The sequence below is a fragment of the Prevotella sp. P3-122 genome, assembly GCF_002251365.1.
Taxonomy (GTDB): domain Bacteria; phylum Bacteroidota; class Bacteroidia; order Bacteroidales; family Bacteroidaceae; genus Prevotella.
In genome coordinates, this window is sequence record NZ_NPJH01000013.1 from 139,216 (window position 1) to 156,024 (window position 16,809).

Sequence of the window (16,809 nt, forward strand, 5' to 3'; positions counted from 1 at the left end):
GCCCTTACATTATTACGGAGGGTTCGACAATTACCGGACAACTCTACACCCGACACAACAACATTAATCATACAAGCCCCCTGCCAACAATAAATGGACAGGGGGCTGTTTGTATTACAGGCGGGTAAAGGATTATCCGCCGAAGTTGTCATACTTAATGGACTCCGGCTCAACACCCAGAGAGTCGAGCATGGCCACAACGGCCTTCGACATTGGGCCAGGACCACACATGTAGTATTCAATATCCTCTGGTGCCTCATGGTCTTTGAGGTATGTATTGAACATGACCTGATGAACGAAGCCTGCTGTGTATTTTACACCAGCAGCGTCGGCAGCAGGATCAGGACGGTCGAGCGCAAGATGGAAATGGAAGTTGGAGAACTCCTTCTCCAGTCCGAGGAAGTCGTCAAGATAGAACACCTCGTTGAGCGCGCGGGCACCATAGAAATAGTGCATCTCACGGTCGGTGGTGTGCAGAGTCTTCGTCATGTGCATAATCTGAGCGCGCAGAGGAGCCATACCGGCACCACCACCTACCCATATCATCTCACGCTTGGAGTCGAAGTTGGGATGGAAGTCACCATAAGGACCGCTCATGATAACCTTGTCGCCAGGCTTGAGGGTGAAGATGTATGACGATGCTATACCAGGATTAACATCCATAAATCCTGAGCGGTCGGCCTTGAATGGAGGTGTGGCTATACGCACGGTAAGCATGAAGACGTCGCCCTCGGCAGGATAGTTGGCCATGGAGTAAGCCCTGATGGTAGGCTCTGTATTCACGCACTTAAGTGGGAACAGGCCGAATTTCTGCCATGCCGGCAGGTACTCGTCACCGATAAGGCTCTTGTCGATGTCCTTGTCGTAGTCGATGCTGAACGTAGGTATCTTTATCTGAGCATAAGAGCCTGGCAGGAAGTCCATGTGTGCGCCCTTAGGCAGCTGCACCTTGAACTCCTTGATGAATGTTGCGACATTCTTGTTGGATATCACCGTACACTCGTACTCCTTTACTCCGAGCACGCTCTCCGGCACGCGTATCTTCATGTCACCCTTCACCTTGCACTGGCATCCGAGTCTCCAGTTGTCCTTAATCTCTTTTCTTGTGAAATGCGGCTTCTCTGAATCGAGTATCTCTCCGCCACCCTCGAGCACCTGCACCTTGCATTGTCCGCACGATGCCTTGCCGCCACAGGCAGATGGCAGATAGATACCATTCTCATTGAGCGTAGTCATAAGGCTGCTACCCTGTCCGACAGAAAGCGTGCGGTCGCCATTGACAACAATGTTTACATTGCCGCTTGGCGAAAGGTATTTCTTGGCTACGAGCAGAATTATCACGAGGAGCAATATCGTTACGAGAAACACTCCTATACTTGTCAATATGAATTGTAGCATTGTTGTGTGATGTTAGATTTTAAGACCTGAGAAACACATCATGGCCATGGCCATGAGTCCTACTGTAATAAAAGTGATGCCGAGTCCCTGCAATGGTTTAGGCACATCGCTGTATGCCATTTTCTCGCGGATGGCACCCATGGCAATGATGGCAAGTGTCCAGCCGAAACCGCTACCGAGCGCAAAGACGAAGGCATCCCATACGCTTCCGATATACTGGGTGTTGGCGGGGTCGAGGCCTATGCGCTGCTGCATGAAGAGCGACGCGCCCATGATGGCGCAGTTCACGGCGATAAGCGGCAGGAAGATGCCAAGGGCTGCATAGAGCGACGGTGAATATCTCTCGACAATCATCTCCACAAGCTGTACCATACCTGCTATGACGGCAATGAAGAGTATGAAGCTGAGATATGACAGGTCTACGCCCTCTACGAGACAGTCGGGGCCAAGAATCTTGGTTTGCAGAAGGTAGTCGACAGGAACGGTCACCACGAGCACGAATGTCACGGCAAGTCCAAGTCCCAGCGAGGTCTTGACATTCTTCGACACAGCAAGGAACGAGCACATGCCGAGGAAGAATGCGAATATCATGTTGTCCACGAAGATGGACCTGAAAAATAGGCTGATTGTATGATCCATATTATCTGTATGTTAAAGGATTTATGAGCGTTAGCTCCAATCTGTTCTGTTCCTTGTTGTTACTTTTCCTTATAGAAGTATGCACGGTGTACCCAGATGACACAGCCCAGCAGTATGAGTGCCATGGCAGGCATTGTCATCATGCCGTTGTCTATGTAGCCGAGGTCGTAAAGGCTGTCGGGCAGCAGCTTGAAGCCGAGCAGAGAGCCTCTGCCGAAGAACTCACGCACACCACCGACAATAACCAGTATCATGGCGTAGCCCAGTCCGTTGCTCACACCATCGATGAAGCTTGGCCATGGACGGTTGGTCATGGCGAAAGCCTCCAGGCGACCCATAAGAATACAGTTGGTGATGATGAGTCCTACGTAGACAGACAGCTCTACGCTCACATCGTAGGCGAAGGCCTTGAGCACCTGGCTGACAATGGTTACGAGCGCAGCCACGACAACGAGCTGCACGACGATACGTATACGTGTAGGAATGGTGTTGCGTATAATGGAGATAATGACATTGGCAAAAGCCGTTATCACCGTCACGGCAAGTCCCATGACGATGGCAGGCTTGAGCTGCGACGTCACGGCAAGAGCCGAACAGATGCCGAGCACCTGCACCAATATTGGATGGTCGAGGTTGAGGGGATTGGTAAATACCTCCTTATTCTCTTTTGAAAACAGTTGCATAGCTTATTATGAAATGGTTATTTCTTTAAAAATGTTACATACTTGCCAAAGCAGTCCTGAAGCATCAGGCTCACACCGTCGGATGTCAGCGTGGCACCGGTAACGGCATCACACTCCGAGTCGGGGTTCTTGACGTCACTCTTCTTCTTCACGGCTATTACTATAGCGTTGCCGTCAGCAGAGAACAGCTTCTTACCCTTGAACTGGTCCTGCCATGCCTTGCTGTCCTTGATTTCTGCACCAAGGCCCGCCGTCTCGCTATCGTGGTTGAAGTAAGCTCCGTAAATGGTATTCTTGTCGGCATCGAGTGCGACATATCCCCATATGGCTCCCCAGAGTCCCATACCATAAACCGGTATGACATATTTCCGCTGGCCGTCTACCATGCAGTCGTATACCGCCAGACGTCCTTCCTTGTAGTCGGCACTGTTAAGCTTGAAGCCAGCCTTCTCTCCGCCCTTCTCTCCGTTTTCAACAACATTGGCATCGGTATCGACTATCATGTCTGCAACAACAACATCGCTGTAAAGTGCCGTCGCCTCATCATTGTCGAGGTTGCGGAGGTTGAGTGCGGCCAATATCTGCTTCTTCTTGTCCAGAGCAACATTGACATCTTGCTGGGGCTTCAACGCCGAATAGATGAAAGCCAGAAGGAAAGCCACGATGACCACGAGAATGGCGCTATATATAATAATGTATGTATTGGAGTTGGTATTCAGCCCCTGTTTCTTTTCTTCCATATTCTCTTCTGAAATATAATTTTAATAGAATTCAATGGTATAAACCCGTTATTGTTTGATACGATTCATTCTCTTCCTGATGTTGGCCTCTACTACGAAGTGGTCAATCAGCGGTGCCATCATGTTTCCGAAGAGTATGGCGAGCATCATGCCCTCAGGGAAGCCAGGGTTCATGACACGTATGATAACGGCCAAGGCTCCGATGAGCAGACCATAAATGTACTTGCCGGTCTCCGTGCGTGCGCTCGTCACAGGGTCGGTAGCCATAAATACCGCACCAAAGGCAAAGCCACCCAGCACAAGATGCTCATACCATTGAATAGGTGTCTGGCCTGTGAGCTGGAATATCCATGCCATGGCAGCACCACCAACGATGACGCTGAACATTGTTCTCCAGCTTGCAATGCCGGTCCACAAGAGGATAGCGGCTCCGATGGCGATTGCTATAACGCTGGTCTCACCGATACTGCCGGGAATAAGACCTATCACCATATCCTGCAGTGAGGCTGTAACGTCGGTTCCGGCAGCAAGCTGTCCAAGCGGTGTCGCGCTCGTCACTCCGTCAGGAATAGCATTGCCAAGGCCGAATATGGTGTCCTGGGCAACCCATACGGTATCGCCGCTCATCTTGGTGGGATAAGAGAAGAAGAGGAACGCACGCGCTACAAGGGCAACATTGAAGATGTTCATGCCGGTACCACCGAAAATCTCCTTGCCAATGACGACAGCAAAGGCTACGGCTATGGCAAGCATCCACAGAGGGCAGCCTACTGGTACTATCATCGGGATGATGATGCCCGATACAAGGTAGCCTTCCTGTATCTCCTCGCCTTTCCATTGTGCCCATGCGAACTCAATGGCCAGACCGACGATGTAGCTGACGAGTATCTTGGGCAACACGGCAAGTGCTCCATATAAGAACATATCTATGGCCGATGCTGTAGCAGTAGCGTTGGCGCAGGCATAGTTCTGATAACCTACATTGTACATACCAAAAAGCAACGCTGGCAGCAGGGCTATCACAACCATGCTCATGATGCGCTTGGAGTCGATGGCGTCATGGATGTGCGCTCCTGTCTTTGCCGTGTCATTCGGTACATACAGAAAAGTCTCGAAACCATCGAAGACGCTACGGAAGGCATGAAGCTTGCCGCCCTCTTCGAAGTTTGGTTTTACTTTGTCGAGATATTTGCGTAATGACATATTAGATATCTGATGTTAAATAATTACTTTAAACTACTGTTCACTTGTCACATGTTTTCTTTTCTGAGCGTGTCAAGGCCCTTGCGGACGAGACTCTGCAACTCGAGTTTCGACGAGTCTACGAACTCAGCAACGGCAAAGTCCTCTGGTGCCACCTCGTAGATACCGAGCTGCTCCTGCTTGTCGATGTCGCCTGCTATGATGGCTTTTATGAGATACTCGCCATAGATGTCCATTGGCAGCACCTTGTCGTACTCACCGCTCATTATCATGTTGCGCTTGCCGCCCTTCACCCTTGCGTCGAGCTTATAGTCGCGCTTGCCAAGAAGCCATGAGAAATAGCTTCTGTTGGCAGAGAAGTGGCCAAGGCGTGGCATTATCCATCCGAGCATCTCGTCGGCATCATCACCCTCGGGAATGACAGTTACCTCCGAGGTGTGTGCTCCGAGATAGCCGTCGAGGCTGTCCTTGCGTCCAGTGAGAGGATTTCCGTTGATTATTCTAACAGCACCTTCACGGACGTTTCCTTCGAGTATGGCCTTCAGAGGTGTACCCACAAGGGCATCCACATAATGCGGCTCAACGACCTCGCTACCAGCAACGGCTATGGTACGACGCAGGTCTACCTTGCCGGTATTGAGAAGTCGGCCAATGAAGATTACGGCCACGGGATCGACAGTCCATACAACCTCGCCCTTGTTTACCGGGCACAGATGGTTGACGTGAACTCCTACGTTAGCTGCCGGGCATGGTCCCTGCCATGCAGTAACGGTTGCATCCTTAAGGTTTCTCAGCGTCTCGTTCTGGCTCTTGCTGCTGATACCTACGTTCACCTGGGCGATTTTGGACAATGCCGTGATACCAGTCTGGAAATCTGCCTCTTGTCCCTTCACCTCAAAGTCGAAATCGCCAGCAAGAGGCATGTCCCTGAATGCAGAGACAAAGATGGCCTTGGGCGTAGTGTCGGGGGTTGTTGATACAGCGTACGGGAGCTGGTTGATGTAGCCGAAGAGTCCTGCCTCAAGCAGCAGGCTTCTTACGCCATTGCCATCAAGACTATCAACGTTCTTGGAGCCAAAGTCACGGTATTCCTGACTGTTGTCAGCCTTTACCTTTACGCACAAAACTTTGCGTCTGTCGCCACGGACGACAGCTTCTACAATTCCACTCACAGGTGAGGCAAACCTCACTTCAGGGAAGTTCTTGTTCACAAACAGCGGGTCGCCAGCCAGCACGTGGTCGCCTTCCTTAACAACCACTTTCGGTACAATACCCGTGAAGTCATCGGGAACAAGAGCATAATCGGATACCACTCCCAGCTTGGTCTTTTTCTCCGAGGCCTTGCCGGCAAGCTGAATGTCCAATCCCTTGTGTGTCTCAATAAGATTTATCATAACTAATAATAACGAATATATTTGATGCTTACTGCTAAATACGCTGCAAATTTAAACAAAAAAACGTAGAACAAAGCGAAAAAGCCCATTGATTGTTACGCTACAACGAGGATTTTTATTAAATTTGCAACATCTAACGACCGAAAGCATCGGTTTTGCAAGACGGCCTTTACAAATGAAAAGACTAAAAACAATCATAAACATCATTATATGGACGTTGGTGGCCATATATATCGCGGTTATCACACTGACCAACATTCCTGCCGTCCAGACATTCATCGGCAAGGAAATAGCAGGCGTGATTGCCGCAAAGCTGCACACTAACGTCAGTATCTCCAGGGTCGACGTTGGATTTCTCAACCGCATAATCATTGACGGTGTACGTATTGACGACCTGCGCGGCAAGAAGATGTTCCAGGCTACCCGTCTTGCAGCAAAGATATCGCTTACCGACCTTGCCAACGGACGAGTGGCGGTGTCCTCGGCACAAGTGTTCGGCATGGACACATATTTATATAGGGACAGCGCAGGACAACCGCTGAACATCCAGTTTGTTCTTGATGCCCTCGCCTCCAAGGACACCACATCGCATAAGCCTCTCGACATAGAGATTGGCTCACTTGTCGTAAGGCATGGCAAGCTACGATACGACCAGCTCGACAGCCACGACTACAAACTAACCTCACTCCGACATCTTAGCCTTGGGGACATTAGTGCCCATATAGTTGTGAACAAGCTGACGGACGACTCGCTGAACATCAACATCAAGAAATTCGCTTTCAAGGAGAGCAGCGGACTGCGCTTAGACGATTTCAAGATGAAACTGGCTGCCAACCGCTCGGCCGCTCATGTGGACAAACTGCAGCTTATTATGCCTGGAACCAACATACAAACAGACGAGTTGTCGGCTACCTACTCCTTCGATAAAGGCCATCTGATGTTGCCATCGCTACAATATCGTCTTGCTATCTCCAACACCATCATAAGCCCAAGCGACTTCTCGCCCTTGCTACAGCAACTGTCATCCCTTGACCGCAAGCTACAGTTAAAGACACGTCTCTATGGTACGAGCACCAGTATGTCATTGGAAAATTTCTCGCTATCAACTACCGATGGTGATGCCAGGATGAGCCTCACCGGAGCTCTGACGAAAGGCTTTAGAAATCCGGCGTGGCACATTGTATTAGAGCAACTTACGGCTACGTCATCAATATTGTCAGATATAGCAGCATCAATATCTTCTGACGATAAGACAAGACAGCTTGCCGCTAAAGTCGGGACACTAAGCATCAGCGGCACGGCAGGAGGAGCCAAGAGGCAGATGTCGCTAACCGGTAAGGTTTCATCGGACATAGGCGATGCCAACCTAAGGGCAGGACTCAATGGCGATAATATGTCATTCGAGCTTGATGCGGAGGATATTAATCTCTTGGAGATATTGACTGACGAGCATTTCGGAAAAGTGTCAGCCAACGTCAAGGGCAATGGCTGCATAGCCCGTGGAAAAGAGTCGATAACTGCAAAGGGACTCGTCAGCAAGTTCGATTACAACAAGTACTGCTACAGAGGCATAAGTCTCGACGGACAATACCGACAGGGCACCTTTTCCGGAACATTGGCATGCGATGACCCTAACGCCAGCTTTGATGTCTCAGGCACCCTGAGCCGTACGCTTGCCAAGGCCGACATCATCGCCAACATCCACCATCTGCGCCCGTCTGCTCTCAAGCTTACCGACAGGTGGGGAGAGGCAGACTTCTCAGCAACTGTCACAGCCAATGCAACAGGCGACTCCCCGGCCAATGCCCTGGGAACAATATCCATGGAACGTTTTGCCATGTCAACGACCGATGACAACGGCAACACCGATGTCTATACCATCAGTAACGTAAATCTTTCAGCACGCAAGGCCGAAGGCAGGCGTATACTTGCCTTAGAGTCGGATTTTGCCTACTTGAAGGTGAAAGGCGATTTCGATTTCCAGTCTCTGTCACATCACTTATGCAACATCATCGCCAGCAAATTGCCAAGCATTCAGCAGTTCACTCCTATAAGACAGGCTGCTGCCAGGGACAGCCGTCTGGAGATTACGGCACAGGTCAGGGACACGGAACCTCTCCGACATCTGCTTGGCATACCACTAACACTACACTCCCCGCTGTCACTCTACGGCAACATGGACTCACGCTCAAAACACCTTACCTTGGCAGCCACTCTCCCATCGTTCAGCTACGACGGAAACCAATGGACGGATGCCTCTCTCTTCATAACCACTCCAGCAGATACCCTCAAGGCTGAGGTGAAGGCACACAAGCTGCTAAGCAAGAGACACGGGGCTGACTATTCTATACGTCTCGCAGCGGCAGACGACAACATGCAAACCAATTTCGCATTCGACAACAATAGCTCCATGCGACTGAAGGGACTGCTCAACGCTAATACAAGATTTGCAACAGCGATTTCTGGCAAGGCACAGGCAATAGTTGACATACTGCCATCGGAAATTCATCTTGCCGATACAACATGGAACATTGGCAGAGCCACCATTACTTATAGCAACAAACAGCTTGCTGTAGACAATTTCTCAATAGCACACGCTGACCAACACATACGCATAAACGGAAGGGCTACCGACAACCATACCGACTCGCTCCTCATTGACCTTAACAAGGTAGATGTGGCCTATATCCTTAACCTTGTGAATTTCCATTCCGTAGACTTCGGCGGCAAGGCATCGGGCAAGGCGTACGCAACGGCGCTATTTGGCAAACCTGCAGCAGCAGCCAAACTTCAGGTCGACGGCTTCACTTTCGAGAATGGACGCATGGGTACACTACTTGCTGATGTGGAATGGAACAACGGCGAAGGGCAGATAGACATTGCAGCCAAGGCAACCGATGAGAACAACCGCAATACTATAATAAACGGATATGTATCGCCAAGGAAGAACTATATAGATCTCGACATAGTGGCCAACAACACCAGAGGAGAATTCATGGAGAGCTTCTGCGGAAGCTTCATGGACCGTTGCGACCTTTCAGCCAACGGCAACCTGCGCCTATGGGGACCACTCAACGCAATAGAGCTGACCGGGCGTGCCCGTGTGGATGGGAAGGTACACATCAGCAGTCTTAATACCGAATATACGCTCACCAACGACTCCCTGCTGCTCTTGCCTGGCGAGATAAGGTTTGTCGGTGACACCATAACTGACCGCTACGGCAATACGGGCATCATTACGGGCTCGCTCAACCATCAGCACCTCTCCAGACTGACATACGACATAAACGTTCGCACCAACAACCTCCTCGTCTACGACTTCGACGGCTCAGACGGCAGCTCCTTCTATGGCACAGCCTACGGCACTGGTCTGTGCAGCATCAGGGGACGTAGCGGTCTTGTCGTCATGGATATTGACATAACACCCAACCAAGGCTCAATAGTGACATACAATGTTGCAAGCCCAGATGCTATAAAGTCGCAGGAATTCATAACATGGAAGGACCGCGACTCCATTGCCGCATCTGTAGGCAATACACTCATTGACACTGATGCTAAGCCTGCCGACATACCATCAGACATACATATCAACTTCCTCATCCACACGCAGCCTTCAGCAACGCTACGTCTGATAATGGACCAGACCAGCGGCGACTATATCGACCTCAACGGCTCGGGAGTAATAAGGGCTACATATTATAACAAAGGCAACTTCGACCTTTTCGGCAACTACCTTGTCGAGGGAGGAGTATACAAGCTAACTATTCAGAACGCCTTGCATAAGGAGTTCCAGTTCCTCTCTGGAGGAACCATAGCATTCGGCGGAAACCCTTACGATGCGACGCTCAACCTCAAGGCTATGTATCCCCTCAACTCCGTAAGCCTCTCTGACCTGCAGCTCGGACGGTCGTTCACCAGCAACAACATAAAGGTGAACTGCCTCATGAACATCAGTGGTACCCCAAACGCTCCAAAAGTGGAGTTTGGACTCGACTTGCCTACAGTGAGCAGCGATGCCAAGCAGATGATTTACAGCCTCATTAACAGCGAGGAGGAAATGAACCAGCAAGTTCTCTACCTCCTGGCCGTCGGACGCTTCTACTCACAGGGCAACAACAATTCTGCTACTGGAGGAACTGGGCAAAGCCAGACTTCACTCGCCATGCAGAGCATACTCAGCGGACAGGTAAGCCAGCAGATAAACTCCTTACTCGGAACCATTATCAACAACTCTAACTGGAATTTCGGAGCGAACATCTCAACTGGCGACGAGGGATGGAACAACGCAGAATACGAGGGACTGCTCAGCGGACGACTGCTCAACAACAGGCTGCTCATAAACGGAGAGTTCGGCTACAGGGACAACCCCAATGCTACAACGAGTTTTATTGGCGACTTCGACATCAGATACCTGCTGTTGCCAAACGGCAACCTTGCAGTGAGAGTATACAACCAATCAAACGACAGATATTTTACACGAAACAGCCTCAATACTCAGGGACTCGGCTTCATTCTTAAGAAAGACTTCAACAGCCTGCGCGACCTGCTCGGAATGCCCGCCGCAAACAACTCGGCTCCATCTGCCTCTAAACCATAATCACGATTCTGTGCCAGTTTTGTCCATCTCATACGCATAGCTTTGCATCCGACCACGCAAAGCTTTACAACTGCTCCCACAAACGTTTGTGGGAAAATCACCTTTATTTAGGAATCCCTTCACCATGTTTTTTTCACCGAGCCAAAAAGACAGGACATGGTGTATGCACGTACAATTCCCTTGTTCTCGCCCATGTTTCTACTATACTTCATGTCATGAGCATTGTTCCAATGTTCGAAGACACCAAGGCTTCCTGTAAGCTTGTTGTTTGGACGATAGTTGCCATACAGGGCATTATGACCCAGGGCAGCCTCGCGCACTCATCCATCTCACCTCTGGGAAAAGGGCATGAACAGGGACGAAGAGTCTGTCGGAAAATGATTATAATCTATATTAAGATTAAGGCGGGTTCTATTTATTAGAACCCGCCTTGAAAATTATCGGTTATACAAATAATGACTGTAGTGAAACAGTTCATTAGAATGTGTAGTTAACACCGAACTGGACGGCTGTTGCATCGAGGTTCAGACCGAACTCAGAAGAACCCTTGTAGTCGTCAACATCAGGCTTGGTGGTCTTCCATCCCAACCAGCCTACGCGTGAAACGAGAGCAATTTTCTGGTTGAGGTTAACCTTGAAACCTGGACGAACGCCAATATAGAAAGTGTTCTCCTTCTCGTTTACCTCAACATTATCTTTTATTTCCTCGGTATTCTTGGTATGCTGATAACCTACACCGCCTTCAATGAAGAGGTCTACAGTACCAAGCTTTGCAAAGGTGTAACGTGCGTATGGCTCAATAGAGAAAGCATCGCCCTTTAAGTCACCATACTTAGAGTGAGAATAGCCAAGGCCAACACCTACAGCGAGCTTCTCGTCGAGCTGATAGCCAATCTCAGGAACGAGTGAGAATGTTGTCTTTGTGTCAACATCTACATCCTCATGATGAGCTTCCTTAACAGAGCTGAAGCCGAGGCCACCGCCTACATACACCTGAGCGTTTGCACTAATTGAGATAACTGAAATTGCTAATCCTAAAAAAAACTTTTTCATTGTTTTAATAATTTTATTGGTTGGTATTTTAAAAACTGCTGCAAAAGTACACGAAAAACTTTTATATCAAATAGGTTTTTTAAACATTTTTCCTATAAAAGGTAATTTTTAACACTTTTTAGCCATTGTGACCACCCAAAATGTTATTTTGTAATATGGATATGTCAAATATGGATACAACATCCACCTGTGACTACAGTGACCCGTATAGTGAGTCATTCCACCCTTTTCTCTTATTCAGGATTGTACTGATCAAGTCAGCACCCGCCTACGCAAAGCATTGCACCTTCCTACGCAAAGCTTTGCAACTGCCAACGCAAAGCTTTGCAACCGCCAACGCAAAGCTTTGCAACCGCCAACGCAAAGCTTTGCCTGACTCAGGCCTTCATTTAGGCCTTCTCCATGATTTTTCCATTGAGCCCTAAAAAGGTCATTTGGCTCCTGTAGAGAACAAGAAAAAGCGGGAATGCCATATCCAGAAAGATAAGGCATTCCCGCTATATATATAATAATGTGTAAGCAGACTCTTGCGTAGTAAAAGTCAGGCAGACAACATTATCTGTTCAGAAATAGTTATTCTGTAACGGTGCGGCTCTTAGTTTCCATTACAGTCTTCTCGGCTGAACCGTCAACGATGACGCAACGGTTCTTGTCATTCTCCTCGAACGGCTGCACGGTGTCACCCTTAGAATCTGTAACTATGCGAGATGCATCGATGTTGTATTTCTTTACAAGCTCGTTCTTGAAAGTCTCAGCACGCTGTAGAGCATACTTCTTGTTGATAGCTGGTGTACCAGTACCCTTGTCAGCATAGCCTACAATAGAAATAGTAGCTTCTGGATATGTGTTGAGGAAGTCAGCAATGCGGTCCATAATGGCATTCTTAGCCTCTGGGTCAGACTCTCTGATGTTGTAGAATTTCACTTCGTGGAGCTTTACAGGTACCTTCTTGTAGATGGTATCAATAACAGTATAAGTCTTTGGTTCTGGCTTTGGAGCTGGCTCAGGCTCAACAACAGGAACAGGCTCAACGACAACAGGAGCTTTCTTGTACTTGTGACCGAAGCGGATGCTAAGTCCGAGCAAAGCAGAAATCTGCCAGTCATCAGCATCGTTCATCTTTGAATTGAAACGGTCGTCAAGGCTATTTGCATTGATTTCAAGTGACAGGCCTACAGGCTTTGTTACGTTAGTCTCAAGACGGAGACCGGCACGTATATTGTGGCTCAGACGATTGTCGTCCCATGCGAGCTGCATGTTCCTGTCGCGGTTGGCTGATGCCATAGCGAGAGCCTCATCGTTGTCCCAAGCGTGTGTGAGTCCGACACCACCGAGCAGGATAACGTTCAGAGGATGAGCGCCACTCTTGTTCTTGCTGAAGAGATTGGTCAGATTCAGGAGCAGGTCTAAATCTGTAGTAATATAATTCCACTTGTAGTAGCCAAGGTCGTCAAATCCGCTCTTTGCCTGCCATCCGTTCACGTGCAGACGAGCACCTACACCAGGAGTGAAGTAGCGGCCTAGAGAGAAAGCGCCCACAGGGGTTATGAGCTTATCCATTTTGGCATCGGTAAGAGTCATCTGTGCTCCACCCTGCACTTCTATAAAGTTATAAGATTTCAGCTCACCTTTATCACTATTCTGTGCAAAGGCAACACTGGAAAACAGTAGTCCGGCTACTGTAGTCAGAAAGATTTTTTTGTAATGCATAATATAACTTGGTTGGTTTGAAATTTCAATTGTGTTGCAAATATATGTAAATTTAACGAAAAATACAAATTATCTCCAATCTTTTTCACATTATTATATATGATGGCTTTACTTTATCGTATCAAATCCCGATCCGAAGACACCCTGACAAAATGATTGTGACACCATTGCCATGGGGTCGATACGTTTTATAAGGTTGAATACATCCTGCGATTCGTACTTCCTTGCGAGTACGATGAGTATTTGAACATCGCTCTTCGAATACCATCCTGTACCCTTGATGAGTGTCACTCCGCGGTGAACGCTGTTGTTGATGGTGTCAGCAATAGCATCATACTTTTTGGAGATAATGATGAACTGCACAGTCTGCCTTGTTCCATTGACAACATAATCGCATACGAAACTGGCTATAAGCGTAAAGGCCACGCCATAGACGATAGTCTCGAGACTGTGGAAAAGGAAATAAGAGGAACAGATGATGCAGATGTCGCATGTCTGCATGGCGCGTCCGAAGCTCATCCGCGTGTACTTGTTGAGGAGCGCCACGATAATGTCTGTACCGCCTGTAGAGCCATTGTGAGAGAACACTATTCCCAATCCCGCTCCACCAAGCGCACCTCCTATGAGCACATGCATGAACTTGTCCTCGCCTGGCGTGATGACAGGGTATTGCTCAAATAAAGGTTGCAGCACGCCTACCAAAGAGGACAATATAGTCACTCCAATGACAGTACGGATAACGAACTGTTTGCTTAATGCGCGGTAGGCTATGACAAGCATGGTTAGGTTGAGCACCCATATTGCAATGCCTGGCGGAAGCTTGAAAGCATAGAAAAGCAATGCGGAGATACCGGCAACACCTCCCATAACTACATGCTCAGGAAGTATGAACGCGGTGTAGCCGAAAGCATACATCAATATGCCAAATGTGATGAAGAACATGTCCTTGTACTGATGACTGAACTTTACAGCGTACTTGGCAACATTCGTAGAATTGTCCATTGATGGTTTTAGTTAGTTCTTTATTTATTTGGTTGTCAAATCATTATGTTGGTACTCTGAAACTATGCCTAAGCCCCTTGTACCTTATACAAATGCAAAGTTAATGCAAATCGCAATAAGTACAAAACATTTCCACCTATTTTTTTTGGACGCAGGCACAAAGGTGTTGTTCTATAAGTTGGTGTTTTCTACAAGATTGTTTCATATTTGGCAAAATAAGACAAGTAAAACGAAAAATTAGTATAAAATCTTTGCCAATAAATTATAATTCACTATATTTGCAACGGATAATTATCAAAATAAGTGTAACTAACATTTAACAGCACATGAAAAGACTCTACTTACAGACTTTTTTAGCAGCATTATTGCTGACTGTTTCCACAAACGCAAATGCCGCAGTAGCATCAATGGCAGATCTCTTCGGCAAATACAAGTTCACAGCCACCGTTGAGGTAACAGCAGATGGCGAGGCATACAAGGAGCACTTCGCTGCCGAGAGCGAGGTTGTCATCACCAAGGATGCCGCCAACATCTATGATGCTCAGATTACTGGTTTTGCCGGCGCAAAAGGTAATGAGGCTATGAAAGTGAACATGTTCAACGCCGAGAAGAATGCTTTTGCAGTATCAAACCCCAACGGCAACAACTACGGAGTGTTCACCGGTGGTATATACTACTCTGAGGCAGACGGCAAGTATCCGTTTGGCGAGACACCGCTCGGAGCTCTTGTCTTCACCTACGACCCCGACACAAAGAACATTACCGTTCCTGACTTCACCATTATCGGTGACTGTGACTGGGCAGCAGGCACATGCAAGGTACTGGCAAAGTTCACCAATGTGAAAATGACTCTCGTTGAAGCAGAGAACATTGAGATTGCTGACATCACAGGCGAATGGACTGTTAAGGGCGCGGGCGAATTTGGCACAAAGCCTGAGTCTGCTCTTCCTGATACATATACATTGACACTGGAACAGAACGGCAACGCAAAGACCTATACCGCCACATTCACCATCGAGGGTGTAGCTCCATTCACACTCGACGCCACTTTCGACGGCAACACACTCACCATTCCATTCAGCAACAAGTGTGTAGACGAGACCAATGGCTGGTATGTCGTAAACATGTATAGCCACAATCCGCTCGAGGGAACCATCACATTCACATACTCTTCAGAGAAGGCTATGCCATCAGCCAATCCTCTTGTTATTGGCAAGCAGACAGGCAACGAGGAAGCTCCTACGGAATTCATCCAGTGGTGGATGAACGGCAGCGCAGTGAAGAAGGCTGACACCGAGGCTGTAAAATGGGACGGCACATACACTCTGAAGTCTAACGATTTTCTTAACTTCGACGAAGGCGAGGCATTCCCTGTGGAGTCCGACTTCGTTGTTACTTACTTTGAAGCGACAGACGCCTACTACGTTACTTCGATGCTTGGCTACGAAATAGGCTCGCTGAACTATGGAGGATTGAAGCTCACTCCTTCTGCTGACGACCCCAACTCTGCTACTATTGCCCTGGACGGCGGCTATGGCTCGGCTTACCTGAAGTCGGCAGAGAACAACACCGTATGGTACTGCATCAAGGATGCCAACGGCGCAAAGTCTCCGCTTACCATAACACGCAACGAGGACGGAACATTCTCACTGAGTTCATTCTTTGTTGCCAAGGGCGCATATGGAGAAGAGAACACATATATCTGCGGCTACCAGTCGAATGTGCTCACTGTGAAGAGCGCAGAGGAGAAGCCTGTATGGGAAGGAACATACACCGTAACAGCCACCGTCGAGAAGATTGCTGACGGAGATTATCCAGAGACCTTCGAACTGAAGATTGAGGAGAACGCATACAACAACCAGCCGTATGTAACATCGTTCATCACATCAGACTTCTACTCCCTGAACTATGGTGGTGCACCATTTACAGTATCAGACAGCGACGAGGACAAGGCAGAGATGGCTTCCGACAAATTTGTCAAGACTGTCTCCCCCGGTGAGCTTTACTGGAAGGTTATGGACGTAAACGGTCAGACAAGTCCAATCTCGTTCACACGCAACTCAGACGGTACTATCAGCATCGCATCGTTCAGCCTGTTCTCCATCAACTTCAACAACAACGAGACAAAATGTCTGGCAGTATATAACAATGTAGTAGCCAAGAAGGGCGACACCAGTGTTGGCGCGATAACAAATAATGCAGACGGCAAAGTAGCTGTTTACGACATCATGGGACGCCAGTTGGATACCGACATCAACAGCATGAAGGGCAAGCTGGTCATCGTCAAGACAGCCAACGGAACACGAAAGGTTCTTGTAAAGTAGCATAATACATAAATACCCGTAATGAGTTCTCTATGGTTGTCGTAGAACAGGCATAGGGAACTCATT

12 protein-coding genes are annotated in these 16,809 nt (G+C 48.4%); 2 read left to right on the plus strand and 10 right to left on the minus strand.

Going from position 1 to position 16,809, the window contains the following annotated elements; all coding sequences use genetic code 11:
- Positions 1-132: 132 nt before the first annotated feature.
- From nqrF to CIL02_RS02630, 6 genes are read right to left on the minus strand one after another with little or no spacing between them, the layout of a single operon-like run.
- A complete protein-coding gene (gene nqrF, locus CIL02_RS02605; RefSeq protein ID WP_094398921.1) occupies positions 133-1,398 on the minus strand; it encodes an NADH:ubiquinone reductase (Na(+)-transporting) subunit F in 1,266 nt (421 codons plus the stop codon).
- A gap of 12 nt (positions 1,399-1,410) precedes the next feature.
- On the minus strand, positions 1,411-2,037 hold the full coding sequence (nqrE, locus tag CIL02_RS02610; RefSeq protein WP_094398922.1) for an NADH:ubiquinone reductase (Na(+)-transporting) subunit E: 627 nt from the start codon (positions 2,035-2,037) through the stop codon (positions 1,411-1,413).
- 59 nt (positions 2,038-2,096) lie between these two features.
- Positions 2,097-2,720 carry an NADH:ubiquinone reductase (Na(+)-transporting) subunit D gene (locus CIL02_RS02615; protein ID WP_094398923.1) on the minus strand — a complete coding sequence of 208 codons (624 nt, stop codon included), beginning with the start codon at positions 2,718-2,720 and terminating at the stop codon, positions 2,097-2,099.
- A gap of 17 nt (positions 2,721-2,737) precedes the next feature.
- A complete protein-coding gene (gene nqrC / locus CIL02_RS02620; RefSeq protein ID WP_170934986.1) occupies positions 2,738-3,460 on the minus strand; it encodes an NADH:ubiquinone reductase (Na(+)-transporting) subunit C in 723 nt (240 codons plus the stop codon).
- A 48-nt stretch (positions 3,461-3,508) separates the two neighbouring features.
- The gene (locus CIL02_RS02625) at positions 3,509-4,663 is read right to left on the minus strand and encodes an NADH:ubiquinone reductase (Na(+)-transporting) subunit B (protein ID WP_094398924.1); all 1,155 of its coding nucleotides are present in this window, start codon (positions 4,661-4,663) and stop codon (positions 3,509-3,511) included.
- A gap of 47 nt (positions 4,664-4,710) precedes the next feature.
- Positions 4,711-6,057: a Na(+)-translocating NADH-quinone reductase subunit A gene (locus CIL02_RS02630; RefSeq protein WP_094398925.1), complete on the minus strand. Its 1,347-nt coding sequence runs from the start codon at positions 6,055-6,057 to the stop codon at positions 4,711-4,713.
- Between the two features lie 175 nt (positions 6,058-6,232).
- Between CIL02_RS02630 and CIL02_RS02635 the strand changes: the two genes are divergently transcribed.
- Positions 6,233-10,654, plus strand: coding sequence for a translocation/assembly module TamB domain-containing protein (locus CIL02_RS02635; protein ID WP_094398926.1), 4,422 nt, complete (start codon positions 6,233-6,235; stop codon positions 10,652-10,654).
- A 119-nt stretch (positions 10,655-10,773) separates the two neighbouring features.
- Here CIL02_RS02635 and CIL02_RS02640 read toward each other — a convergent pair whose 3' ends face one another.
- The 4 genes from CIL02_RS02640 to CIL02_RS02655 all read right to left on the minus strand — a co-directional run bounded on the left by CIL02_RS02640 (position 10,774) and on the right by CIL02_RS02655 (position 14,419).
- Positions 10,774-10,974 (minus strand): hypothetical protein, encoded by a 201-nt coding sequence (locus CIL02_RS02640; RefSeq protein WP_094398927.1) that lies wholly within the window; start codon positions 10,972-10,974, stop codon positions 10,774-10,776.
- Between the two features lie 157 nt (positions 10,975-11,131).
- Entirely contained in the window at positions 11,132-11,707 is a 576-nt protein-coding gene (locus CIL02_RS02645; RefSeq protein ID WP_094398928.1) for a porin family protein, read from the minus strand.
- 573 nt (positions 11,708-12,280) lie between these two features.
- On the minus strand, positions 12,281-13,417 hold the full coding sequence (locus tag CIL02_RS02650) for an OmpA family protein (protein WP_094398929.1): 1,137 nt from the start codon (positions 13,415-13,417) through the stop codon (positions 12,281-12,283).
- Between the two features lie 108 nt (positions 13,418-13,525).
- The gene (locus tag CIL02_RS02655; RefSeq protein WP_094398930.1) at positions 13,526-14,419 is read right to left on the minus strand and encodes a YitT family protein; all 894 of its coding nucleotides are present in this window, start codon (positions 14,417-14,419) and stop codon (positions 13,526-13,528) included.
- Between the two features lie 326 nt (positions 14,420-14,745).
- Here CIL02_RS02655 and CIL02_RS02660 point away from each other — a divergent pair, with 326 nt between their 5' ends.
- Positions 14,746-16,743: a hypothetical protein gene (locus CIL02_RS02660; protein WP_141210091.1), complete on the plus strand. Its 1,998-nt coding sequence runs from the start codon at positions 14,746-14,748 to the stop codon at positions 16,741-16,743.
- Positions 16,744-16,809 lie beyond the last annotated feature (66 nt).

Excerpts from the sequence above, each read along its gene's own strand:
- CIL02_RS02645 (WP_094398928.1), bottom strand. The coding sequence starts at position 11,707 with ATGAAAAAGTTTTTTTTAGGATTAGCAATTTCAGTTATCTCAATTAGT.
- nqrF (WP_094398921.1), bottom strand. The coding sequence starts at position 1,398 with ATGCTACAATTCATATTGACAAGTATAGGAGTGTTTCTCGTAACGATA.
- CIL02_RS02650 (WP_094398929.1), bottom strand. The coding sequence starts at position 13,417 with ATGCATTACAAAAAAATCTTTCTGACTACAGTAGCCGGACTACTGTTT.
- CIL02_RS02630 (WP_094398925.1), bottom strand. The coding sequence starts at position 6,057 with ATGATAAATCTTATTGAGACACACAAGGGATTGGACATTCAGCTTGCC.
- CIL02_RS02625 (WP_094398924.1), bottom strand. The coding sequence starts at position 4,663 with ATGTCATTACGCAAATATCTCGACAAAGTAAAACCAAACTTCGAAGAG.
- CIL02_RS02660 (WP_141210091.1), top strand. The coding sequence starts at position 14,746 with ATGAAAAGACTCTACTTACAGACTTTTTTAGCAGCATTATTGCTGACT.
- nqrC (WP_170934986.1), bottom strand. The coding sequence starts at position 3,460 with ATGGAAGAAAAGAAACAGGGGCTGAATACCAACTCCAATACATACATT.
- nqrE (WP_094398922.1), bottom strand. The coding sequence starts at position 2,037 with ATGGATCATACAATCAGCCTATTTTTCAGGTCCATCTTCGTGGACAAC.
- CIL02_RS02635 (WP_094398926.1), top strand. The coding sequence starts at position 6,233 with ATGAAAAGACTAAAAACAATCATAAACATCATTATATGGACGTTGGTG.
- CIL02_RS02615 (WP_094398923.1), bottom strand. The coding sequence starts at position 2,720 with ATGCAACTGTTTTCAAAAGAGAATAAGGAGGTATTTACCAATCCCCTC.
- CIL02_RS02655 (WP_094398930.1), bottom strand. The coding sequence starts at position 14,419 with ATGGACAATTCTACGAATGTTGCCAAGTACGCTGTAAAGTTCAGTCAT.